Origin of the sequence: Algibacter sp. (genome assembly GCF_049667265.1) — a bacterium.
In the GTDB taxonomy this organism is placed as follows: Bacteria; Bacteroidota; Bacteroidia; order Flavobacteriales; family Flavobacteriaceae; genus Algibacter_B.
In genome coordinates, this window is sequence record NZ_JBATHX010000084.1 from 1 (window position 1) to 21,643 (window position 21,643).

Consider the following 21,643-nt stretch of genomic DNA (forward strand, 5'->3'; position numbering starts at 1 on the left):
ATTATGGATACCTCATCATTTTCAAATACATTAAGTATATGGTTGCCACTTTCAGGTAGTTTGGCGTAATTTACAATTTGGAATAATGCACTTCCGCCATTATTTAACATCTCAAAGATTGTTGACATTATATTCCTTAATTCTAACACATTAATATTAGCAATGGTATTACCCAACGATACTATAAAATCGTATTTTTTGTTTTTTACATTGAATGCAGTTAATCCTGATTCAATAAAATTAATATCAACATCAAATTTATTTGCATTTTTCATAGCTTGATGCAACATTCCGCTAGAGTGATCTACTGCATCGACTTGAATTCCCAGTTTTGACAAGGCAATGGCATCTGCCCCAGTTCCACAACCTAAATCAAGAGCTGTTTTATAATTAATTTCAAGAAAATTTTTTATGAAGGAAATCTTGTTGTTTAGTGCATTCTCAAAATTAATCATCAAATCATAATCATAGGAAAGCTCATTAAAAAATTGGCTGTTGCTTTTCATATCATTTTATTGAGGTCAATAAACATTCGGTTTTATTATACCATTTCTTATTTGAAATAACCGAATTCCGTATGAAGTTATTCAATATTATTAACACGATAAAACAACTAAGATAAAACTATTTTACCTCATAAGTTTCTCCTGAAAAGAAAAGATCATCGGTTTTTGTGAATTTTGAATTCGCCTTTACTTCTTTAGTCAAAGCATCTTCTCTTTCTTCTAAAGTAACGTCTTCAAAACGTCTTATAATACCTGTTACAAGAGGATATTCTAATCGTACTAACATTTGATGCAAGGTTGGGTCTTTTTCATTGGCTTTATGAACTAAAACATCTTGCTCTGTAATGCCATTTTCTCCAATAGTAACAACTTCTAATTTTAATCCATTTAACACTAAACCTTTATCCTTGTTTTTTCCGAAAACCATTGGTTTTCCATCCTCAACAAATAACTGCTGGTCTTCCCTAACATTTTTATCTGTATATTTTGTAAAACAACAATCATTAAAAATCACACAATTCTGTAATATTTCAATTAAAGACGTTCCATTAAATTTTTCAGCATCAATAAACATTTGCGTCATTTCTTTTGGAGTATTCCCACCTATTCTAGCAAAAAATCGTGCTTGTGCTCCAATGGCTAATTCTCCAGGTTGAAATGGCGGTTGTGTATTCCCATAGGGAGATGATTTTGTTTTTTGTCCAACTAAAGACGTGGGTGAAAATTGACCTTTAGTTAAACCATAAATTTCGTTATTAAAAAGCAGAATATTTAAATTGATATTTCGTCGTAATACATGAATAAAATGATTTCCTCCAATTGCCATAGAATCGCCATCACCAGTCACTACCCAAACACTTAAATCTGGGTTTGCTAATTTAACACCAGATGCAATTGCTGGAGCTCTACCATGAATGCCGTGCATACCATAGGTATCCATATAATAAGGGAAACGAGAAGAGCAACCAATACCTGAAATAAAGACAACATCTTCTTTTTTTACACCCATTTCTGGTAGCGCCTTTTGCATTGATCTTAAAATAACATAATCGTCACAACCAGGACACCATCTTACTTCCTGATTACTAGCAAAATCTTTAAACGTATATTCTTTTATAGCAGTTGTTTCCATAATCAGTTTAATAATTGTTTAAACTTCTCTGTAAGTTCTGCATTCCCAAATGGCAAGCCTTGGATTTTGTTGAACTGCAAAAAGTTGTACTTATTAAAATTCATTTTTAAAATACTCGCAAATTGACCATTGTTTAGCTCACAAACCACAATTTTTTTGAACTTATTTAAAACGGCCTCTGTGTTTTTTGGAAGCGGATTTATATAATTGAAATGTGCATAGCCTATTTGGTCATAGCCCTCCGCATTTAATTGTTTTACTGCGGAATGCAAACTACCATAAGTGCCTCCCCATCCTACAACAAGTAATTCTCCAGATTCGGCAAATTCAGTTTCTAATTCAGGGATGTAATTTTCTACACGTTTAATTTTTTCAGCCCTAATTTTTGTCATGAACTCATGGTTTTCTGGAACATGAGATACATCTCCTGTAATTTTATCTTTTTCCAAGCCTCCAATTCTATGTTCCAATCCAGAAGTACCCGGAACTGCCCAATCACGAGCAAGTGTCTCTTTATCTCTATCGTATGGATGCCAGTTTTCTTTAGCTTCTTTAATTCTATTATTTTTAATTTCTGGCATTTCTGCAACCGACTTAATTAACCAAGGTTCTGAACCATTAGCAATGTATCCATCGGTAAGCAATATAACTGGCGTCATATGTTCTAAAGCCAGTTTTGCAGCTTCGTATGCATATTTAAAACAATCAGAAGGTGTGCCTGCTGCAATTACAATTACAGGACTTTCACCGTTTCTACCATACATTGCTTGCATTAAATCGGATTGTTCTGTTTTGGTTGGCAATCCTGTTGATGGACCACCTCTTTGAACATTTACCACAACCAAAGGAAGTTCCACCATCATGGCTAATCCTAAGGCTTCACCTTTTAAAGCCAAACCTGGACCTGATGTGGTTGTAATTGCTAAATCGCCTGCAAATGATGCACCTATTGCTGATGTTATACCCGCAATTTCATCTTCTGCCTGAAAAGCTTTCACTCCAAAATGTTTGTGCTTTACTAATTCATGTAATATATCTGTTGCAGGTGTTATAGGATAAGACCCTAAAAATAATTCGATCCCCGATTTTTCTGCAGCAGCTAAAAACCCCCAAGCTGTTGCCGTATTACCACTTATAATTCTATATGTACCAGCAGGCATTTTTGCTGGAGAAATGGTATATGAATTGGGAATTAACTCCAATGTTTCAGCAAAATAAAAACCTGCATTTAACACCTTAGTATTAGATTCTATTAAATGAGGTTTAGAAGCAAATTTCTTGTTGAAAAACTCAATAGTATGCTCTGTAGAACGATGATACATCCAATACAACATGCCTAAAGCAAACATATTTTTACTTCTAGTAATGCTCTTATTATCTAAACCTTCAACATCCTTTAAAGCTTCTTTTGTAAGCGATGAAATGGCTACTTCAATAACACGATAATTATCAAGACTCCCATCTTCAAGGGGGTTTGATGCATATTTTGCTTTTTCTAAATTCTTTTTGCTAAATGAATCGGTATCTACTATAATAGTATGTCCTGGTTTTACAGCATAAAGATTGGTTTTTAAGCCAGCAGGATTCATAGCCACCAATAAATCTACATCATCACCAGGTGTACTAATCTCTACACTACCTATATGAACTTGAAAGCCAGAAACGCCATATAAACTTCCTTGAGGTGCTCTAATTTCCGAAGGGTAATTAGGAAACGTTGAAACATCATTTCCAATCATTGCAGAAGTATCAGAAAACTGCGTACCTGTTAACTGCATTCCATCACCAGAATCTCCAACAAATCTTATAACAACAGCTTCTAGAACTTCGGGTTGTATTTCATTTTTTTCAGCAATCATAATTTTTAGGCATAAAAATATTAGTATCAAAAAATTGAAGTTGTCCTTATCAAATATAACATCTGTATTTAAAATTTAATATGATTTTTATCATATTATAAACGCCTAATAAAATTTATTTTTACTCAATATTATCATAAAATCATATTACTATGGCTATCATAATAACAGATGAATGCATTAATTGTGACGCATGTATTGCGGAATGTCCTAATAATGCAATTTATGAGCCCGATCAAGAATGGGCTTATGCAGACGAAACCGCTTTAAGTGGAACAATCACACTCCCAAATGGAGATGAAGCAGACGCTGATGAAATGAACGAACCTGTATCTGACGAGTTCTATTTCATAGTAGCTGAAAAATGTACAGAATGTAAAGGCTTTCATGACGAACCACAGTGCGCTTCAGTTTGCCCTGTAGATTGTTGTGTACCTGATGAAAATCACGTTGAAAGTGAAGAAGTTTTATTAAATAAAAAAGCTTGGTTACATGCCGAATAATATTTACAAAATTTCATTTAAGAATTAAAGCTAATTTTTTTCATATTTATTTCTAGCGTTCAACTCCCTAGGAAATTATTAGCGCCTAAATTGAGGACTCCATACTATTTGGGTTCTCAATTTTTTTTTCAAAACACTTAAAATCTACCCAATTACATGATAATTATCATAGTCTATACTCTATACTTCAGTTAATTTTATTGGGTATTTATTTGAACGACCTTTAGGTTTTAGTCAAAAAAAGAATCTTGTTAAGGTCTACACAATTATAAAATTCAAAAAAGCATACTTACCTAGTTTTTTATGAATTTTATTTAATAAGATAACTTTATTATGAAGAAAAAATTTCCAAAACTGATTTGTGATGCAAATGAAGCCGTTGCTCGAGTTGCTCATAAAACAAACGAGGTGTGTGCCATTTACCCAATAACCCCGGCATCACCTATGGGTGAACATGTAGATGTTTATAGCTCAAAAGGACAAAAAAACATTTGGGATAATATTCCAAGAATTGTTGAAATGCAAAGTGAAGGTGGTGCTTCTGGAGCAGTTCATGGTTCGTTACAAGCAGGTGCTTTAACAACTACATTTACAGCGTCTCAAGGATTGTTGTTAATGATTCCTAACATGTATAAAATGGCAGGAGAGTTGTTACCATCTGTAATTCATGTAGCGGCAAGAACTATTGCAACACATGCATTATCAATATTTGGTGATCATTCCGATGTCATGGCAGCAAGACAAACTGGTTTCTCCATGTTATTTAGTGGTTCAGTACAAGAAGCACAAGATATGGCGTTGATTTCTCAAGTTGCTACATTAAAATCAAGAATACCATTCATGAATATTTTTGATGGATTTAGAACCTCTCACGAGATTTCTAAAATTGATGGGATTACTGATGATATTATTAAAGACATGATGCCAGAAGATGAAATAATGGCTCATAAAAAAAGATCCTTAGATCCAGATAATCCTGTAATAAGAGGTACATCTCAAAATCCAGATGTATTCTTCCAAGCAAGAGAGGCTGCCAATCTTTATTATGATAAAGTTCCTGGAATTGTTGAAGACACCATGAATGAGTTTTACAAACATACAGGAAGAAAGTATAGCTTATTCTATTATGTTGGTCATCCTGAAGCAGAAAAAGTAGTGGTAATTATGGGTTCCGGTCAAGGTCCAGTAATGGAAGCTGTTGATACCATGGTAAAAAATGGTGAAAAAGTTGGTGCCATTATAGTACGTTTATTCAGACCATTCTCTATCAGTCATTTTGTTGATGCCTTACCAGAAACAGTTAAAAAAGTTGCTGTTTTAGACAGAACTAAAGAACCAGGAAGCGTTGGTGAACCCCTTTACCAAGATATTGTAACGGCCTTTATGGAAAGTGACAGAGCCATGCCAAAAATTATTGGTGGACGCTACGGCTTATCTTCTAAAGAGTTTGATCCAGCAATGGTAAAAGCTGTTTACGATGAGTTGGATAAAGAAAAACCATTAAACCACTTTACAGTTGGTATTTATGACGATGTATCCTTTAGAAGTTTAGAAATTGGCGAACGATTAAATACTGTTAAAAACACCTTTAACTGCATGTTTTACGGTTTAGGTTCTGATGGTACAGTTGGTGCGAATAAAAACTCTATTAAGATTATTGGTGAAACAACTGATAACTATGTACAAGGTTATTTTGTTTACGATTCTAAAAAAGCAGGCGCTCAAACCGTTTCACATTTACGTTTTGGTCCTGACCCAATATATTCAACATATTTAATTCATAAGGCAAACTTTATTGCTTGTCACCAATTTAACTTCATTGAAAAATATGACATTTTAAAAAACATCAAAAAAGGCGGAACATTCTTATTGAACTCCCCTTTTGACAAAGATGTTGTTTGGGATATCCTTCCTAAAAGAATGCAGGAAGAAATTATTGAAAACGAATTAGCTTTTTTTGTAATTGATGCCACTAAAGTAGCTCATGAAGCAAAATTAGGTAAACGTACCAATACTGTATTACAAACCTGTTTCTTCGCTATTTCTGGTGTACTACCTAAAGATGAAGCTATTCAGAAAATTAAAGAAGCCATTGTAAAATCGTATTCTAAAAAAGGTGATGCTGTGGTTAAAATGAATTTTAACGCAGTTGATAAATCATTGGAAAATCTTCAACAAGTTGATTATCCAAAACAAATTACAAGTGATGCAGAATTGAAGCCAATGATGACTGGTGATGCTGATCCATTTGTAAAAGAAGTTTTAGGAAAAATTTTAGCAGGAAAAGGTGATGAACTTCCAGTAAGTGCATTCACGGTAGATGGCACGTTCCCAACAGGGACAACTCAATTCGAAAAACGTGGTATTGCAGACAAAGTTCCAGTTTGGGACGGAGAAGATATCTGTACGCAATGTAATAAGTGTGTCGTTATTTGCCCTCATGCTGCGATTAGAGCTAAAGTGGTTTCTAATGAAGAAATGGCAAATGCACCATCAACATTAAAATCGGTTCCAGCAATAGGCAGACCATTTAATAAAGATGAAGAATCGTATGTATTACAAGTATCTGCGCAAGATTGTACTGGTTGTGACCTTTGTGTTGAGGTTTGTCCTGCTATAAGCAAGGAAGACCCAGACTTTAAAGCGATTAACATGCATAGCAAGCTTAAAGTTGAAGGTGCTGAAGATCCAAATTGGGATTATTTTATCAATTTACCTGATTATGACAGGTCAGAATTAAATATCACCAATGTAAAAGGGTCTCAATTCCTTGAACCATTGTTCGAATTCTCTGGAGCATGTTCTGGTTGTGGTGAAACACCTTATATTAAATTACTAACCCAATTATATGGAGACAGTATTTTAATTGCCAATGCAACAGGTTGCTCTTCTATTTATGGAGGTAACTTACCAACAACGCCTTATAAAACCAATAAATTTGGTAGAGGACCAGCTTGGGCAAATTCATTATTTGAAGACAATGCAGAATATGGTTTAGGTATGAAATTAGGATTAACTAAAAAACAGGAAATTTCTGAAAACCTATTAAAAGGATTAGAAGCAGAAGTTGGTACTGAATTAGTTGATGCTATTTTAAACAATCCGGAAAAAACGGAAGCTGAAAAAGAAGAAAACTTCGCAAACCTTGATAAACTTAAGGCTAAATTAGCTACAATTGATAAACCTGAAGCTAAAAAACTAGCACAATTAACAGAGTACTTACGTAAAAAATCTGTTTGGATTCTTGGTGGTGATGGTTGGGCTTATGATATAGGTTATGGTGGCGTTGACCACGTATTGGCATCTGGAGAAAACATCAATATTATGGTGTTAGATACTGAGATATATTCTAATACTGGTGGACAAATGTCTAAAGCGACACCATTAGGCGCAAGTGCTAAATTTGCTGTGTCTGGTAAACGAACCAGCAAGAAAAATTTAGCCTTACAAGCTGTTTCTTATGATAACGTTTATGTTGCTCAAATAGCAATTGGAGCGAAGGATATACAAACGCTTAAAGCCATTGAAGAAGCTCAAGCTTATGATGGACCATCATTAATCATTGCTTACTCACATTGTGGTGACCATGGTTATAATTTAAAAGATGGAGCAATTCATCAACAAAAAGCGGTTGAAACCGGTTATTGGCCATTATTTAGATTCGACCCTTCTAAACCAAAAGGCAAGAAGTTTAGATTAGACTCTAAAGCACCATCTGCACCGCTTGAGGAATTTATGTATACAGAAACTCGATTCACAAGGGTTGTTAAAGATAATGCTGAATTAGGAGCTAAACTTCTTAAACAAGCTCAAGAAGAAGTTGATTCTCGATGGGAACGTTTAGAACTTCATAGAGGTATGTAAATAAATCTTAATAAACATTTAATTTAAATATGAATTAATGTCTTTAAAAATGATAATCTCCATGCTATTTTTAATAGCATGGAGATTTCATAACTTTTTCAATACCAGTTATTACTGAAATTATTATTAATTAAACTACCTCAAGGCAATTCCATGAGGCATTAAAATTCAAAAAAACAAAAACAAAGCAAGCCCTAAGGGTTTTAAACAAAAACTCATAGTTTTAATTACGGTAATTTCAATTGGTAAATGGTATAATTATTAATACTAAATATACTTATTATGGAAAATAATGCCAGTAATTTTTTTGTAAACGCAGCTCAAAAATTGAATCAAGCAAATAAAGAGCTCTTTAAACCAGAAGAAGATGTTGCAACCTATTTAGTTTGCAAAAATTCTCAATATGCCATTGAAAACTACCTCAAAGGATATCTTTTAAAAAATGATATTGACCCAAGTAGCTTCAAAACAATAAATAGTCTTTATGAGCAATGTTTAAGAATTAACAAAAAATTTGAAAAAATTAACTTAGAAGGTTTTGATTGTAAAGCTCATAATTTGGATTCTAGATTTTGCAACGAAGTTTCAAAAGTCAATAACTGCTTTGATATTGCTGATTCCTTAGACACATTTCTTAGAAGAGAAAAAATTATTTAAGTTTTAGAACTACGAAAATTGTTGGTTAATATATTTAATCAATGTTTATCACCTGCTCTATTTGAGGCGCATACTTTTTTATGGTCATTTCAACCCCAGATTTAAGTGTCATTTGATTAACACTACAACCTACGCATGCCCCTTGCAGCTGGACTTTTACAAGTGTATCGTTGTCTTCTATAGACAATAACGAAATATCGCCACCATCACTTTGTAAAAACGGACGAATTTCGTCTAAGGCTTTTTCAACATTTGCTTTTAGCTCTTCTGAAGTCATATTTTATTTTTTAACTGCTGCACAACCTGCCATAGTTGTAATTTTAATGGCTTCGGTTGGTGGTAAATCATCATTTCTTTTTACCACTTCTTGAACTACATTTTGAGTTATTTTCTCGAAAGCTTGTTCTAGTGGTGTTCCTGTTTGTAATGCTGCTGGACGACCAATGTCACCGGCTTCTCTGATGCTTTGTACTAATGGCAATTCACCTAAAAATGGTACATTTAAATCTTCAGCTAAATGCTTAGCACCTTCTTTTCCGAAAATAAAATACTTATTGTCGGGTAATTCAGCAGGTGTAAAGTATGCCATATTTTCAATAATTCCTAATACAGGCACGTTAATACTTTCTTGCTGAAACATAGCTACTCCTTTTTTAGCATCTGCTAAAGCTACATTTTGTGGTGTACTTACCACAACCGCTCCTGTAATTGGTAAGGATTGCATTAAACTTAAATGGATATCGCCTGTTCCTGGGGGTAAATCTAGAAGTAAAAAATCCAGTTCTCCCCAATGAGCATCAAAAATCATTTGATTTAAAGCTTTAGCTGCCATTGGTCCACGCCAAACCACAGCTTGATCTGGTTGTGTAAAAAACCCAATGGATAATACTTTAACGCCGTAATTTTCTACAGGTTTCATTTTAGATTTCCCTTCTATGTTTACTGCTAATGGTTTTTTGGCAGCAACATCAAACATAATTGGAATTGATGGCCCGTAAATATCGGCATCTAAAACCCCAACTTTAAAGCCCATTTTAGCTAAAGTTACCGCTAAATTTGCTGTTACTGTAGATTTCCCTACACCACCTTTACCAGATGCTATAGCAACTATATTTTGAATTCCAGGAACTGGTTTCCCTTTAATAACATTCACTTTAGGATTTTCTGGTGCCTCCACTTTCACATTGACTGTAATTTTAGCTTTCTCATAAACCTTTTCGTGAATGATTTTAAGAATATCAACCTCAGTTCGTTTTTTTGCTTGTAAACTTGGGTTTTTTATGGTGATATCAACAATTACCTCATCGCCAAAAGTTATCACGTTTTTTACGGCACCACTTTCAATCATATTTTGCCCTTCTCCAGGAACAGTAATATTTTCGAGTGCTTTTAGTATGTCTTTTTTATCTAGCTTCATATTTAATCTAAAATCTATTTCAAAAGATCCCGATTTTGTATCAGGATTAGTTCAATTATTATAGTTTCATTCACTTCATTTTCTAAACCATGAAATTCACTAATTAAGAATCATTCTAAGAGCAAATATAAGCAATAAAGCTTGAAGACAGAAGCTTCAAGTTAGAAGTTTTAGCTATACAATTATTTGTTTTTTTTATTAGTAATTAAACCTAATAACGGCATAGTTTATGTGCCATAATAACTCTATATTTTCATCCGTTGAATCATGAAAAAATCTATGCTTTCTTTTTTAATTGTTATTGTTTTTAGCTCATCAAGTTATGGTCAAGGTAAAATAAAAGAAGCTGAAGATAGCTTGAAGGAAACGGAACAATCAATTAATAGTTATACGAAATCAACCTACTCAAATGACTCAAGTGATTCTGATAGTGATTTATTAACCGATATTGTTCGTGATTTAGTTGCTCCAATATTTGCTTACACGGCTTATGGCGTTGCTTTTGAAAGTCCGTTTGAAACATATAACAAATCTCATAATGCCGTTTTAACGAAACATCCTTATCACAATTCTGTTACTGGAAATTATTCATTTGATTGGAATGAAGACTCCGAAATTTTTACCACATCCATAACCAACCGATTTATTTATGAAACCAATAGATTATATGGTAACCATTTAAATGCAGATATGCGTTTTCTCGAACGCTGGGGATTTGAGTTAGATTACCTTCAACTTTGGGAAGGAAATGACAATTTTGGAGACAATGCCTTGGCCGTTTATACAGTTTTAGCAAAATATAATCGGGTGCGTACTGAACGTTTTGATGGTTATTGGGGATTGGGTGCAGCCTATGTTGATGGCGAGGTTAAACAACTGGGCTTTACTTATGCTTTGGGTGCAGAATGGTTTTTTGCCAACCCTTTAAGTTTGAAATCTAATTTTAATCAAACGCTGATTAATGACAATTCCATAAACAAATTTAATGCACTTTTAAATTACCACAAAAAACAATACAAGTTTATTGGAGGTTATGAATATTTAAAAATTGGAAGTGTTGGTTTTTCAAATGTCACGGTTGGAATTGGGGTTTCGTTATGATTGTGATTTGTAAATTTTACAAAAAATAGGAAAAAACTACAATTCCTTGGAAGGATCCCAATACACAGAATCTAAGTTTTGAATTTGATTTTCAATAACTTCAACACCTTCGCTTTCTAATAATTGTTGCATAAGGTTTGTACCATCAAAATGATGTTTACCTGTTAGCAAACCTTTTCGATTAACAACACGGTGTGCTGGTACATCTTTTCCGTGAGAGCCATTCATGGCATAACCAACCATTCTTGCGCTTCTAGCCGCCCCAAGATATGTTGCAATAGCGCCGTAACTTGTTACCCTACCAAAAGGGATTAATTTTGCAACCTCATAAACTTTATCGAAAAAATTAAGGGTATCTGGCTGCATTATTAAAAATCTTGAATAATATTAATTAAAGTAACAATAGAAATAACACCAGTAATTCCGCCAATAATACGGTTCATATTTTTTTGAGACGTGAAGGTTTTAGTTTTTATTTTATCGAAAAAGAAAATATACATGTAAAGCGTCACAAAAGTACCAGTAGCTGCACCAATTACATAAGCCATGATACTCGATTTTTCGAACGACATCCAACCGTAAGATGCCAAAGTAATTGTCATGTAAGCCTGATAAGGTATTGGGAAAACATTAATAGACGATAAAAATAAACCTTGAAAAAACCGACTATGCTTACTTCTTCTTTTTGCTACTATTTCCTGTTTTGGTTCAGATTTAGCCACAAAAAGAAAGTAAATGGTAATTAATATAAAAATAACAAGAGCAACACCTCTTAAAACACCAATAACTTCCTGGTGCTTACTTAAATAACGAGCAAAAATTGAAGCCAGATAGGTTTGTATTAAAACGACTACGCACACGCCGGCAGAAAACACAATACCCCTAACATGACCTTCTTTTAGGCTCACTTTTGCGGCTGTCATATTTAACAATCCTGGTGGAATAACACCAATCATTGCAAAAAATAATCCTAGAAAAAAGATAAAGGTGATGTTCACTATTATTTAATTTTGAATCTAATATAGGTAATTGGTTTGTTTTGTTCTAAATATTGCGACTCGTAAAAGGTTTGAATGCTTGTAACTTCCTCTGGGCTTCCCTCTTGTTTGTATACATTATGGTTGGCATAAAGCACCTCGTGTCCAGCTCCATGTAAAAGACCAAGAGTATAACCGTGCATAAATTCGCTATCGGTTTTTAAATTCATAATACCATCTGATTTTAGTATTTGTTTGTAACGTTTTAAAAACGTGGCATTTGTCATGCGATGTTTTGTTCGCTTATATTTTATTTGTGGATCGGGGAAGGTTATCCAGATTTCGTCCACTTCATTTTCAGCAAAGGCGTGGTCAATTAATTCGATTTGGGTACGAAGGAAGGCTACGTTTGGAATATTTTCTTCGATGGCTGTTTTTGCACCTCGCCAAAATCTTGCGCCTTTAATATCAATACCAATAAAATTTTTGTTCGGATATTTTTTGGCCAAAGCAACTGAATACTCTCCTTTTCCACAACCTAATTCTAAAACCAACGGATTATTGTTTTTAAAAACCTTTTCTCGCCAATGTCCTTTTAAATTGAAATTTGAATTTACCAGCTCGTCTCTAGTAGGTTGAACGACATTTGAAAATGTTTCGTTTTCTTTAAATCTTCTGAGTTTATTTTTGCTTCCCAAGTTTATTAACGATTTCTTGTTATTATATAATTTTTGGTAAAATTAAGCAAATAACACCAAGCCATTAAATTCTTACCTTTGAATTTAGCAAAAAAGTGCGTGAGGGATTGAGGCATTGTTGAAGCTCTTTTTGTGTTGTTGCACCCCTGCCTGCCGGCAGGCAGGTATGCAACACAAAAAAGCGACTGCCGAAAGCCCGACCCTTGGGGCACGCCCAAATATTTATTAATGAAAAAACGAATTTTAGTTGCGCCTTTAAATTGGGGTCTTGGTCATGCTGCACGATGCATTCCAATTATTAACGCTTTAATTGCGGAAGGATTCGTGCCAGTTATTGCTAGTGATGGCGTTGCATTGGCCTTATTGCGTAAAGAATTCCCTAACCTTTCTTCCATAGAATTGCCATCTTACGATATAAAATATGCTAAAAATGGTAAGCTTTTTAAATTAAAACTTTTAAAGGAATCTCCGAAGCTTATAAAGGCAATAAAGGCTGAGAAAAAGGCTATTAAATCGATTTTAGAAAATAGCAATATTGCTGGAATTATTTCTGACAACAGATTGGGCGTTAGAAGTAACAAAGTGCCTTCGGTTTTTATTACGCACCAACTAAACGTGTTAAGTGGTAATACCACTTGGTTGAGCACAAAAATGCACCAAAATATTATTAAGAAGTTTGATGTGTGTTGGGTTCCTGATGCCGAAGGGGAAATTAATTTAAGTGGCAAATTAGGACATGTAAAAAAGTTTGATAAGCCCATAAAATATATTGGACCCTTGAGTAGATTGACAAAAATTAAAACTGAAATTAAAAATGATTTAATGGTTTTGCTTTCTGGGCCTGAACCACAGCGTACTTTGTTGGAAGAAAAGTTGCTTTCAGAATTGAGGAATTTCTCGGGAAAGGTAGCTTTTGTGAAAGGTGTTATGGAAAAAGAACAAACTATACAGGTTAAAGGCGATATGACTATTTATAATTTTATGACTACTGGTTTACTTGAAAAAACTATAAATGAAAGCGCTTTGATTTTATCGAGATCGGGTTATACTACGGTTATGGATTTGGCTAAACTTAATAAAAAAGCGTTTTTTATTCCAACTCCTGGGCAGTTTGAACAAGAGTATTTAGCAAAACGACTTACCAATATGAATTTAGTGCCCAGTTGTAATCAAAAGGACTTTACTTTAAATAAATTAGAAAACATTAAAGCTTTTGAGGGTTTAAAAAGTTTTGATGTTGAAGTTAATTATAAAGATTTATTCAGCCTTTTCTAAAGTAAAGGAGAACTCGCTACCAACGCCAAATTCGCTTTCTACATAAATTTTTTCTTGATGCGCTTCGATAATATGCTTAACGATTGAAAGCCCTAATCCAGAACCGCCTTCTTTTCTAGATCCGCTTCTATCAACACGATAAAAACGCTCGAATAAACGAGGAATATTTGCTTTGGCTATGCCTTCGCCATTATCAGTTACTCTTACAATCACTTTGTTTTTAATGAGGTTTTCTATACTTACCTCTGTAGTGCCTCTTAGGCTTCCGTACTTTATGGAGTTTACTATTAAATTGGCTAATACTTGCTGAATGCGCTCTTTATCAGCCTTTACCATTATTGGATTTGGATAATCTCTATCAAAAACGAGTGTTATTTTTTTTTTGGTTGCTTTCATTTCTAACATGTCGAATACGTTTTCAACAAGCTCAACAATATTAAATATTTCCAACTTTAAACTTAAATCACCAACTTCCAGTTTGGTAATCATATCTAAATCTTTAATAATATATCCTAAACGTTCAATGCCTTTACTGGCTCTTTCGAGATATTTTTCTCTAATATTTTTATCGTTCATGGCACCATCAAGCAAGGTTTCAATATAACCCTGCACGGTAAACAAAGGTGTTTTTAGCTCGTGCGATACATTACCGATAAATTCCTTTCGGTACTCTTCTCTAACTTTTAAGGTTTCAATCTCAATCTTTTTATCTCTGGCAAACTTATCTATTTCTTGAGTTAGCGTTTGCATATCAGTAGTAATAGGGCCTTTTGCTAAAGTAACAGATTCTAGAAGTGTTAAATCATCATAGATTTTTTTTACGCGTTTGTATATAAAACGTTCTACGCTATACTGAATAACTAAAAAAGAAAAAACAAAAACACAAACTGAAAACAGTAACGGGTGATACCATTCCAAACTATAAAAGACATACAAAAAAACACTCATTAAGAGTGTTGTGTATAATGTGATGAATAATGCCGTACGAACAGCAAATTTATATGATTTTTTAAATTTCGGTTGCATTTTCAACAAACTTATAGCCTACACCTTTTATGGTTTTAAAGCTTTTATCACCTAGTTTTTCACGAAGTTTTCTAATATGAACATCAATCGTTCTACCTCCAACAACAACTTCGCTACCCCAAACAGTATCAAGAATTTCGTCTCTTTTAAAAACCTTTCCTGGTTTGGACGCTAGTAAAGATAATAATTCAAATTCTTTTCTTGGTAAAATTATCTCTTTTCCTTTTGATACAATTTTATATTCATCTCTATTAATAACCAAGCTTCCTACCTTAAGCGTATCTGCAACATCTTCTTCTTTAAAGCGACGTAAAAGCGCTTTCACCTTGCTTACTAAAACTTTTGGTTTTATAGGTTTTGCAATATAATCATCGGCGCCAGCATCAAAACCTGCAACTTGGGAATAATCTTCGCCTCTGGCTGTTAAAAAGGTAATTATTGAATTTGTTAAATCAGGATTTTTTCTAATTAGTTCACAAGCTTCAATACCATCCATTTCAGGCATCATAACATCTAAAATAATTAAATGCGGAAGCTCTTTTTTTGCTTTCTTAACACCTTCTAGTCCATTTTCAGCAGTAATAACCTGATATCCCTCGGCCGATAAGTTATAACCAACGATCTCTAAAATATCTGGTTCATCATCAACTAATAATATTTTAATATCCTTTTTTTTCATTCTTGTTAGATATAAAACTGGTTTATTGAAGTAAAGATAACCCTTATAACATTATTTCATAAAAATTATAAAATTAATAACATTAAGGTAACAATGGGCTTACAACAATTTTACATTTCGACCAATCACCCCAATATTTAACACTCTTTTGGCATCACTTTTGCTGTAATATATTATCTTTATTAAACCAAATCATAGAGTATGAAAAAAATTTACATTTTAATTTTATTCGCAATTTTAACCTTTTTTACTTCCCGTAATTTGGAAGCTCAAAATAGTGTTAAAAACCCCTCTACGCAGACAGCTATTGCAGGATTAGCAATTTACCCAAACCCTGTAAATAGCGAACGACCTACAATTAACATTGCATCCACACTAAGTTTAATTAAGCATATCGAAATATTTGATGTTTTAGGAAAACAAGTGTTTACTGCTGTTTTGGCTGGCAAGGAATTAAATATTTCTAATTTAAATAAAGGTGTTTATATTTTAAAAATTACCGAAAATGCTATTAGCGAATCTAGGAAACTAGTAGTAAATTAGGTTTAAACCTGAGTTCGACCTAAGAAAAAAAAGGTTTTTAAAAATACGATTGATAAAAGGCGTTGTTTATTGCAACGCTTTTTTTGTGCCTTTTTTTCTTAATACTTTTGTTTCTTTGCAAAGCATGATAGAAACAGCATCCATTTTTAACATAAAAAATCGAGAAGAATTTGAAGATTTAGCAATAAAAATTTTCAAATTTCAGTTTGAAAACAATAAGGTTTACAGGTCTTTTTGCGATTTATTATACAAACACCCAAGCGAGGTAAAAACTATAAAAGACATTCCTTTTTTACCTATTCAGTTTTTTAAAACCCGAGATGTTTTAAGCTCAACAGAAGCCATAAAAACAACCTTTACTAGTTCTGGTACTTCTGGCGCCGAAACCAGCAAACATCATGTTACCGATTTAAAAATCTACCAAAATAGCTTTTCAAAAGGTTTTGAGCAGTTTTATGGAAACATAGAAGACTATGTGATTTTAGGGTTGCTCCCATCCTATTTAGAACGTGAAGGATCTTCTTTAATTTACATGGTTGATAGTATGATTAAAACCTCAAACCATTCTGAAAGTGGGTTTTATTTGGATAATTTTTCTCAATTAAAAGACACACTAACTAAACTAGATTCTGAAGGGAAAAAAGTACTACTCATCGGCGTTTCATTTGCGTTGCTAGATTTCATTGAAACCTATCAATTCAACTTAAAAAATACCATCATAATGGAAACTGGTGGTATGAAAGGCAGACGAAAAGAACTGATTAGAACAGAACTTCATAACGCTTTAAAAAAAGGATTTGGGGTTGAACACATACATAGTGAATATGGGATGACCGAACTTTTGAGCCAGGCCTACTCCAAAGGAAACGGCATTTTTAATTGTCCGCCATGGATGACCATATTAACGCGAGATACTGAAGACGCACTAACTATTCAGTCTCCAGGAAAAACAGGTGGTTTAAATATTATTGATTTAGCCAATGTAAATTCTTGTTCATTTATTGCAACTCAAGATTTAGGAAGCGTAAATAGCGATGGATCCTTTGAGGTAATTGGGCGTTTTGACAATTCTGATATTCGGGGATGCAATCTTATGGTTTTATAAATTGTAAGGTTAACCACTTTTTTAGACTTATTATAAAAGCTATTTTATGAAAAGTCTCATTTTATTATTTACAATAACTATTTCCTCCTTATCTGCCCAAACTATCGATTACAACTTAAAAAAGGGTTTTGTTGCAAATGGCTATGATGTGGTTTCGTATTTTAATAACGAAGCTATTGAAGGCAGCGATGCATTCACAACCTCATTTGACAACGTTAAATTTAAATTTTCATCAGAAGAAAATTTAAGATTATTTAATAAAAATCCTGAAAAATATATTCCTCAATACGGCGGATACTGTGCCTACGCCATTGCTATTAAAAATGATAAAGTATCCATAAACCCAAAAACCTTTCAAATAGAGGACGATAAACTTTACTTGTTTTACAACGCTTGGGGAACTAATACTTTAGATTTATGGAAAGAAAAAAACGAAGATGCTTTAAAAGCTAAAGCTGATAAAAACTGGAAGACGATAAAATTTAAAAAATAATTTAAACGATTTGTAAGTTTCTTGAAAATATCTCGACAAAAACACTAGCTAAGAAAAAGAAAAATTAGCTGTTAGTTAGTTGGTTAAACGTAAAGCCTGAGTGAAAACTCAGGCTTTACTATTTTTATACAATTTGTAATACAAAATAATTCTTTTTACCGCGTTGTAGCAAAACAAACTTGTTATTTATTAAGTCTTTAGAAGTAATACTATAATCTTCTTTTACTTTTTCTTTATTTACAGAAATTGAATTTTCTTTAAGGGCTCTTCTAGCTTCGCCATTCGATTTTAAAAACCCTCCTTTTTCGGCTAATGCCGCAATAATATCCAAACCGTTTTCAATGTCTGTCTTCTCTATTTGCGTTTGTGGTACACCATCAAAAACATCTAAAAACGTTTGTTCATTTAATTGTTTTAAATCGTCACTTGTAGATTTTCCAAACAATATATTACTGGCTTTTATAGCATTATCTAAATCGTCTTTAGAATGTACCATAACAGTAATTTCTTCCGCTAATCGCCTTTGTAAAACTCTTAAATGTGGTGCTTCCTTATGTTCTGAAATTAAACTATTTATTTTAGCCTCATTTAAAAACGTAAAAATTTTGATATACTTTTCTGCATCTTCATCACTTGAATTTAACCAATATTGGTAGAATTTATAAGGCGATGTTCTATTGGCATCTAACCAAACGTTTCCGCCTTCAGATTTTCCAAATTTAGAACCATCAGATTTTGTAATTAAAGGACACGTTATAGCATACCCTTTTCCGCCACCAACTCTTCTAATTAATTCGGTTCCTGTGGTAATATTTCCCCATTGATCACTTCCTCCCATTTGAATGGAACAATCCTTTTCTCTGTACAAATGAAGAAAGTCGTAACCTTGTACTAATTGATAGGTAAACTCGGTAAAACTCATCCCTTCAGAGTCATCTGACGAAATTCTATTTTTGACAGAATCTTTAGCCATCATATAATTTACAGTAATATGCTTACCAACATCGCGAATAAATTCAAGAAATGAAAAATCTTTCATCCAATCGTAATTATTCACTAATTCCGCTGCATTTGCTTCGTCACTTTCAAAATCTAAAAAATGAGATAACTGAGTTTTTATAGCTTCTTGGTTATGCCTGAGTGTTTTTTCATCTAACAAATTTCGCTCATTAGATTTTCCTGATGGATCACCAATCATGCCTGTTGCTCCGCCAACCAAAGCTACTGGTTTGTGTCCACAACGCTGATAATGTGCCAAAAGCATAATAGGCACTAAGTTACCAATGTGTAAAGAATCAGCCGTAGGATCAAACCCAACGTATGCGCTTCGCATGCTTTCCATTAAATGCTCTTCAGCCCCTGGCATAACTGTATGTATCATGCCTCTCCAAGTTAATTCTTCAACAAAATTCGTTACCATGCTTCTTTAATTTTTATAAAACTATGCAAATATAAAAATACAGGTATAATTCCTTATGTATTCTGAATAATTCTTTAATTTAGTTGCATGATTTTAGTAACAGGAGGAACTGGATTGGTTGGAGCACATTTGCTTTACAGACTTATTTCTAATAATGAAAAAGTAAGAGCTATTTACAGAACTGAACGTAAGCTAGAAAATACTAAAAATGTGTTTTCTACTTACACAAAAGATTACAACCACCTATTTAATGCCATTGAATGGGTGCAAGCTGACCTGATTGATGTGCCATCACTTTCTGAAGCTTTTAAGGACATTACACATGTTTATCATAGTGCTGCATTTGTATCTTTTGAACCAGATAAATACCACCTTTTACGAAAAACAAATATTGAAGGCACCGCAAATATTGTAAATTTTTGTATCTCCAATGCCATTGAAAAACTTTGCTATGTAAGTTCCATTGCCACATTAGGAAGCACTTTTAGCAATGACACTATTGATGAAGACACAAATTGGAATCCTGAGACAGATAATAGTGTTTACGCCATAACAAAATATGGTGCCGAAATGGAAGTTTGGAGAGGCACGCAAGAAGGCCTTGATGCTGTTATTGTAAATCCTGGTGTCATTTTAGGTGCTGGAATTTGGTATTATGGTACGGGAAGTTTGTTTAAAAAAGCCCGTAAAGGTTTAAAATATTTCACCTCTGGAACAGTAGGTTTAATTTCTGTTGATGATGTCGTTTCGATAATGATTGAACTCATGAATAGTCAAATAAAAAACGAACGCTATGTTTTGGTTGCAGAAAACTGGACGTACAAAAACTTTTTACAATCTTTAGCACATGCTGTAGGTGCGAAACCGCCAAAAAAATTAGCAAGTGTTAAATTATTATATATAGCTTGGAAACTAGATTGGCTTAACCATAAAATTACAGGTAAAAGAAGACAATTAACCAAGCAAATTGCTAAGTCGTTAACAACGGAAAAACATCACAATAGCTCTAAAATAAAAACGGCCCTAAACTATAAATTTAAGGCCATTGATGAAACTATTCGAATTATCGGAAAACACTATCAGAAATAGGTTCTAATAGACCTTCAATTTCTTTTATGCTTTCTTCTAACCGCTCGTTATCAATTTGCAGAGAATCTTTTAACTTAACTTCTTTTAGACTAAAAGAATCTTTATTTTCTTTATTTTCAATTAATATTTTTGCAAGAGAATCTTCTGCCCTTTTGTTTTTTGCTTTCCATTCATCAGCTTCAATAATTTTAAGCGCATCTTTAAGTGCTGTTAAACTATCGGCTATTCGTGTGTAAATTTCTTCGTAATCTTCAACATGAAATGCGTAATAATCATTACTTAAGGCAAATTGTAAACTGTCAACCTGATGTCTTTCATAAACATAGGTGTTCACATTAAGTCCGCTATCGCGCATGATAAGTTTATTTTTTGAACTTCCGGAGGTAATGAATTTAGCGTCAATTAAAATATCGACCATTTTATCCTTCGTAATTAAATTCTTTGGTTTATCTGGACCTTTTAATTGATTGCAGGCAGTTGCCATAAACAGTATTCCAAAAAATAACAAAAGTCGTTTTATAATCATCTATTAAAAGTTAATCGTTTTGCTGCTTTCACCTCACTAAACTTAGCATTATGATACACTAAAACACCATTTAAAAATGTATGGGTAATTCTCGATTTAAAAGTAGCTCCCTCAAAAGGTGACCATCCGCATTTATACAAAATATTGTCTTTTGTAACAGTCCATGGATTATTTAAATCTACCAAAACTAAATCGGCAAAATATCCTTCTTTAATATATCCACGTCTTTCAATTTGAAATAAGATTGCTGGATTATGGCACATTTTTTGAACAATTTTCTCTAAAGAAATCTTTCCTTTATGGTACATTTCTAGTATAGCCGGTAAAGCATGTTGTACTAATGGCCCGCCAGAAGGTGCACTTGTATAAACGTTATTTTTTTCTTCCTTAGTATGTGGCGCATGGTCTGTCGCTATTACATCAATTCTATCATCCAAAAGCGCTTTCCATAATTGGTCTCTATCTTTTTTGGTTTTAACCGCAGGATTCCATTTTATTAAGGTTCCTTTTTTATCATAATCTTCATCTGAAAACCACAAATGGTGTATACAAACCTCGGAAGTAATTTTCTTTTCAGCTAAGGGTATTTTATTTGTAAATAATCCTGTTTCTTTCCCAGTTGACAGGTGAAAGACATGCAACCTAGCGCCTGTTTTCTTTGCTAATTCAATAGCTTTAGAAGATGAAATATAACAAGCTTCCTCACTTCTAATTATTGGGTGATATTTAATAGGAATATCATCGCCAAACTCATCCATGTACTTCTTTAAGTT

The 21,643-nt window shown here is 33.3% G+C and carries 22 protein-coding genes; 9 read left to right on the forward strand and 13 right to left on the reverse strand.

Annotation, left to right across the window (positions count from 1 at the left end):
• The 3 genes from WBN21_RS03060 to WBN21_RS03070 form a co-directional block, all read right to left on the reverse strand.
• Window positions 1-506 (reverse strand): class I SAM-dependent methyltransferase (locus tag WBN21_RS03060; RefSeq protein ID WP_424197826.1); only part of this gene is annotated, 506 nt, incomplete at its 3' end.
• A gap of 118 nt (window positions 507-624) precedes the next feature.
• The gene (locus WBN21_RS03065; RefSeq protein ID WP_424197827.1) at window positions 625-1,638 is read right to left on the reverse strand and encodes a 2-oxoacid:ferredoxin oxidoreductase subunit beta; all 1,014 of its coding nucleotides are present in this window, start codon (window positions 1,636-1,638) and stop codon (window positions 625-627) included.
• A 2-nt stretch (window positions 1,639-1,640) separates the two neighbouring features.
• Window positions 1,641-3,497: a 2-oxoacid:acceptor oxidoreductase subunit alpha gene (locus tag WBN21_RS03070; protein ID WP_424197828.1), complete on the reverse strand. Its 1,857-nt coding sequence runs from the start codon at window positions 3,495-3,497 to the stop codon at window positions 1,641-1,643.
• Between the two features lie 152 nt (window positions 3,498-3,649).
• On the opposite strand from WBN21_RS03070, the gene WBN21_RS03075 reads away from it, so the two are divergent.
• The 3 genes from WBN21_RS03075 to WBN21_RS03085 all read left to right on the forward strand — a co-directional run bounded on the left by WBN21_RS03075 (window position 3,650) and on the right by WBN21_RS03085 (window position 8,521).
• Window positions 3,650-4,000, forward strand: coding sequence for a 4Fe-4S binding protein (locus WBN21_RS03075; RefSeq protein WP_424197829.1), 351 nt, complete (start codon window positions 3,650-3,652; stop codon window positions 3,998-4,000).
• Between the two features lie 333 nt (window positions 4,001-4,333).
• Window positions 4,334-7,864 (forward strand): pyruvate:ferredoxin (flavodoxin) oxidoreductase, encoded by a 3,531-nt coding sequence (nifJ, locus tag WBN21_RS03080; RefSeq protein ID WP_424197830.1) that lies wholly within the window; start codon window positions 4,334-4,336, stop codon window positions 7,862-7,864.
• A gap of 282 nt (window positions 7,865-8,146) precedes the next feature.
• A complete protein-coding gene (locus tag WBN21_RS03085; protein WP_424197831.1) occupies window positions 8,147-8,521 on the forward strand; it encodes a HEPN domain-containing protein in 375 nt (124 codons plus the stop codon).
• A gap of 34 nt (window positions 8,522-8,555) precedes the next feature.
• Here the strand turns inward: WBN21_RS03085 and WBN21_RS03090 are convergent, their stop codons facing one another.
• Window positions 8,556-8,798 (reverse strand): NifU family protein, encoded by a 243-nt coding sequence (locus WBN21_RS03090; RefSeq protein WP_424197832.1) that lies wholly within the window; start codon window positions 8,796-8,798, stop codon window positions 8,556-8,558.
• Window positions 8,799-8,801: 3 nt separating this feature from the next.
• Window positions 8,802-9,938, reverse strand: a complete 1,137-nt coding sequence (locus WBN21_RS03095) for a P-loop NTPase (protein WP_424197833.1) — start codon at window positions 9,936-9,938, stop codon at window positions 8,802-8,804.
• Between the two features lie 267 nt (window positions 9,939-10,205).
• On the opposite strand from WBN21_RS03095, the gene WBN21_RS03100 reads away from it, so the two are divergent.
• Entirely contained in the window at window positions 10,206-11,039 is an 834-nt protein-coding gene (locus WBN21_RS03100; protein WP_424197834.1) for a hypothetical protein, read from the forward strand.
• 36 nt (window positions 11,040-11,075) lie between these two features.
• On the opposite strand, the gene WBN21_RS03105 is transcribed toward WBN21_RS03100, so the two are convergent.
• The 3 genes from WBN21_RS03105 to trmB are packed head-to-tail and all read right to left on the reverse strand — an operon-like array spanning window position 11,076 to window position 12,714.
• Entirely contained in the window at window positions 11,076-11,405 is a 330-nt protein-coding gene (locus WBN21_RS03105) for an MGMT family protein (protein ID WP_424197835.1), read from the reverse strand.
• A 2-nt stretch (window positions 11,406-11,407) separates the two neighbouring features.
• Window positions 11,408-12,037 (reverse strand): LysE family transporter, encoded by a 630-nt coding sequence (locus WBN21_RS03110; RefSeq protein WP_424197836.1) that lies wholly within the window; start codon window positions 12,035-12,037, stop codon window positions 11,408-11,410.
• 2 nt (window positions 12,038-12,039) lie between these two features.
• Window positions 12,040-12,714 (reverse strand): tRNA (guanosine(46)-N7)-methyltransferase TrmB, encoded by a 675-nt coding sequence (gene trmB, locus WBN21_RS03115; protein WP_424197837.1) that lies wholly within the window; start codon window positions 12,712-12,714, stop codon window positions 12,040-12,042.
• Window positions 12,715-12,942: 228 nt separating this feature from the next.
• Here trmB and WBN21_RS03120 point away from each other — a divergent pair, with 228 nt between their 5' ends.
• Window positions 12,943-13,989 (forward strand): glycosyltransferase, encoded by a 1,047-nt coding sequence (locus WBN21_RS03120; RefSeq protein ID WP_424197838.1) that lies wholly within the window; start codon window positions 12,943-12,945, stop codon window positions 13,987-13,989.
• Here WBN21_RS03120 and WBN21_RS03125 read toward each other — a convergent pair.
• Together WBN21_RS03125 and WBN21_RS03130 are read right to left on the reverse strand one after the other, a co-directional pair.
• Window positions 13,972-15,015, reverse strand: coding sequence for a sensor histidine kinase (locus WBN21_RS03125; RefSeq protein ID WP_424197839.1), 1,044 nt, complete (start codon window positions 15,013-15,015; stop codon window positions 13,972-13,974). The genes WBN21_RS03120 and WBN21_RS03125 overlap by 18 nt on opposite strands.
• Window positions 14,999-15,694: a response regulator transcription factor gene (locus WBN21_RS03130; protein WP_424197840.1), complete on the reverse strand. Its 696-nt coding sequence runs from the start codon at window positions 15,692-15,694 to the stop codon at window positions 14,999-15,001. Before WBN21_RS03130 ends, WBN21_RS03125 begins: the two co-directional genes overlap by 17 nt.
• Window positions 15,695-15,895: 201 nt before the next feature.
• On the opposite strand from WBN21_RS03130, the gene WBN21_RS03135 reads away from it, so the two are divergent.
• The 3 genes from WBN21_RS03135 to WBN21_RS03145 all read left to right on the forward strand — a co-directional run bounded on the left by WBN21_RS03135 (window position 15,896) and on the right by WBN21_RS03145 (window position 17,835).
• Window positions 15,896-16,237 carry a T9SS type A sorting domain-containing protein gene (locus WBN21_RS03135; protein WP_424197841.1) on the forward strand — a complete coding sequence of 114 codons (342 nt, stop codon included), beginning with the start codon at window positions 15,896-15,898 and terminating at the stop codon, window positions 16,235-16,237.
• Between the two features lie 124 nt (window positions 16,238-16,361).
• Window positions 16,362-17,342, forward strand: a complete 981-nt coding sequence (locus WBN21_RS03140) for an acyl transferase (RefSeq protein ID WP_424197842.1) — start codon at window positions 16,362-16,364, stop codon at window positions 17,340-17,342.
• A gap of 46 nt (window positions 17,343-17,388) precedes the next feature.
• Window positions 17,389-17,835: a YHS domain-containing (seleno)protein gene (locus WBN21_RS03145; RefSeq protein WP_424197843.1), complete on the forward strand. Its 447-nt coding sequence runs from the start codon at window positions 17,389-17,391 to the stop codon at window positions 17,833-17,835.
• Between the two features lie 124 nt (window positions 17,836-17,959).
• Here WBN21_RS03145 and tyrS read toward each other — a convergent pair whose 3' ends face one another.
• Window positions 17,960-19,255: a tyrosine--tRNA ligase gene (tyrS, locus tag WBN21_RS03150; RefSeq protein ID WP_424197844.1), complete on the reverse strand. Its 1,296-nt coding sequence runs from the start codon at window positions 19,253-19,255 to the stop codon at window positions 17,960-17,962.
• A gap of 87 nt (window positions 19,256-19,342) precedes the next feature.
• On the opposite strand from tyrS, the gene WBN21_RS03155 reads away from it, so the two are divergent.
• The gene (locus WBN21_RS03155; RefSeq protein WP_424197845.1) at window positions 19,343-20,344 is read left to right on the forward strand and encodes an NAD-dependent epimerase/dehydratase family protein; all 1,002 of its coding nucleotides are present in this window, start codon (window positions 19,343-19,345) and stop codon (window positions 20,342-20,344) included.
• Here WBN21_RS03155 and WBN21_RS03160 read toward each other — a convergent pair.
• Both WBN21_RS03160 and WBN21_RS03165 read right to left on the reverse strand, forming a co-directional pair.
• Window positions 20,319-20,870: a DUF4296 domain-containing protein gene (locus WBN21_RS03160; protein ID WP_424197846.1), complete on the reverse strand. Its 552-nt coding sequence runs from the start codon at window positions 20,868-20,870 to the stop codon at window positions 20,319-20,321. The genes WBN21_RS03155 and WBN21_RS03160 overlap by 26 nt on opposite strands.
• Window positions 20,867-21,643: amidohydrolase family protein (locus WBN21_RS03165; RefSeq protein WP_424197847.1), on the reverse strand; the 777-nt coding region annotated here is incomplete at its 5' end. The genes WBN21_RS03165 and WBN21_RS03160, both read right to left, overlap by 4 nt.

Coding starts and splice junctions, on each gene's coding strand:
- WBN21_RS03140 (WP_424197842.1), top strand. CDS start 16,362: ATGATAGAAACAGCATCCATTTTTAACATAAAAAATCGAGAAGAATTT.
- WBN21_RS03130 (WP_424197840.1), bottom strand. CDS start 15,694: ATGAAAAAAAAGGATATTAAAATATTATTAGTTGATGATGAACCAGAT.
- WBN21_RS03075 (WP_424197829.1), top strand. CDS start 3,650: ATGGCTATCATAATAACAGATGAATGCATTAATTGTGACGCATGTATT.
- WBN21_RS03100 (WP_424197834.1), top strand. CDS start 10,206: ATGAAAAAATCTATGCTTTCTTTTTTAATTGTTATTGTTTTTAGCTCA.
- WBN21_RS03090 (WP_424197832.1), bottom strand. CDS start 8,798: ATGACTTCAGAAGAGCTAAAAGCAAATGTTGAAAAAGCCTTAGACGAA.
- WBN21_RS03145 (WP_424197843.1), top strand. CDS start 17,389: ATGAAAAGTCTCATTTTATTATTTACAATAACTATTTCCTCCTTATCT.
- tyrS (WP_424197844.1), bottom strand. CDS start 19,255: ATGGTAACGAATTTTGTTGAAGAATTAACTTGGAGAGGCATGATACAT.
- WBN21_RS03095 (WP_424197833.1), bottom strand. CDS start 9,938: ATGAAGCTAGATAAAAAAGACATACTAAAAGCACTCGAAAATATTACT.
- WBN21_RS03120 (WP_424197838.1), top strand. CDS start 12,943: ATGAAAAAACGAATTTTAGTTGCGCCTTTAAATTGGGGTCTTGGTCAT.
- WBN21_RS03125 (WP_424197839.1), bottom strand. CDS start 15,015: ATGCAACCGAAATTTAAAAAATCATATAAATTTGCTGTTCGTACGGCA.
- WBN21_RS03070 (WP_424197828.1), bottom strand. CDS start 3,497: ATGATTGCTGAAAAAAATGAAATACAACCCGAAGTTCTAGAAGCTGTT.
- WBN21_RS03155 (WP_424197845.1), top strand. CDS start 19,343: ATGATTTTAGTAACAGGAGGAACTGGATTGGTTGGAGCACATTTGCTT.
- nifJ (WP_424197830.1), top strand. CDS start 4,334: ATGAAGAAAAAATTTCCAAAACTGATTTGTGATGCAAATGAAGCCGTT.
- WBN21_RS03135 (WP_424197841.1), top strand. CDS start 15,896: ATGAAAAAAATTTACATTTTAATTTTATTCGCAATTTTAACCTTTTTT.
- WBN21_RS03085 (WP_424197831.1), top strand. CDS start 8,147: ATGGAAAATAATGCCAGTAATTTTTTTGTAAACGCAGCTCAAAAATTG.
- WBN21_RS03065 (WP_424197827.1), bottom strand. CDS start 1,638: ATGGAAACAACTGCTATAAAAGAATATACGTTTAAAGATTTTGCTAGT.
- WBN21_RS03160 (WP_424197846.1), bottom strand. CDS start 20,870: ATGATTATAAAACGACTTTTGTTATTTTTTGGAATACTGTTTATGGCA.
- WBN21_RS03105 (WP_424197835.1), bottom strand. CDS start 11,405: ATGCAGCCAGATACCCTTAATTTTTTCGATAAAGTTTATGAGGTTGCA.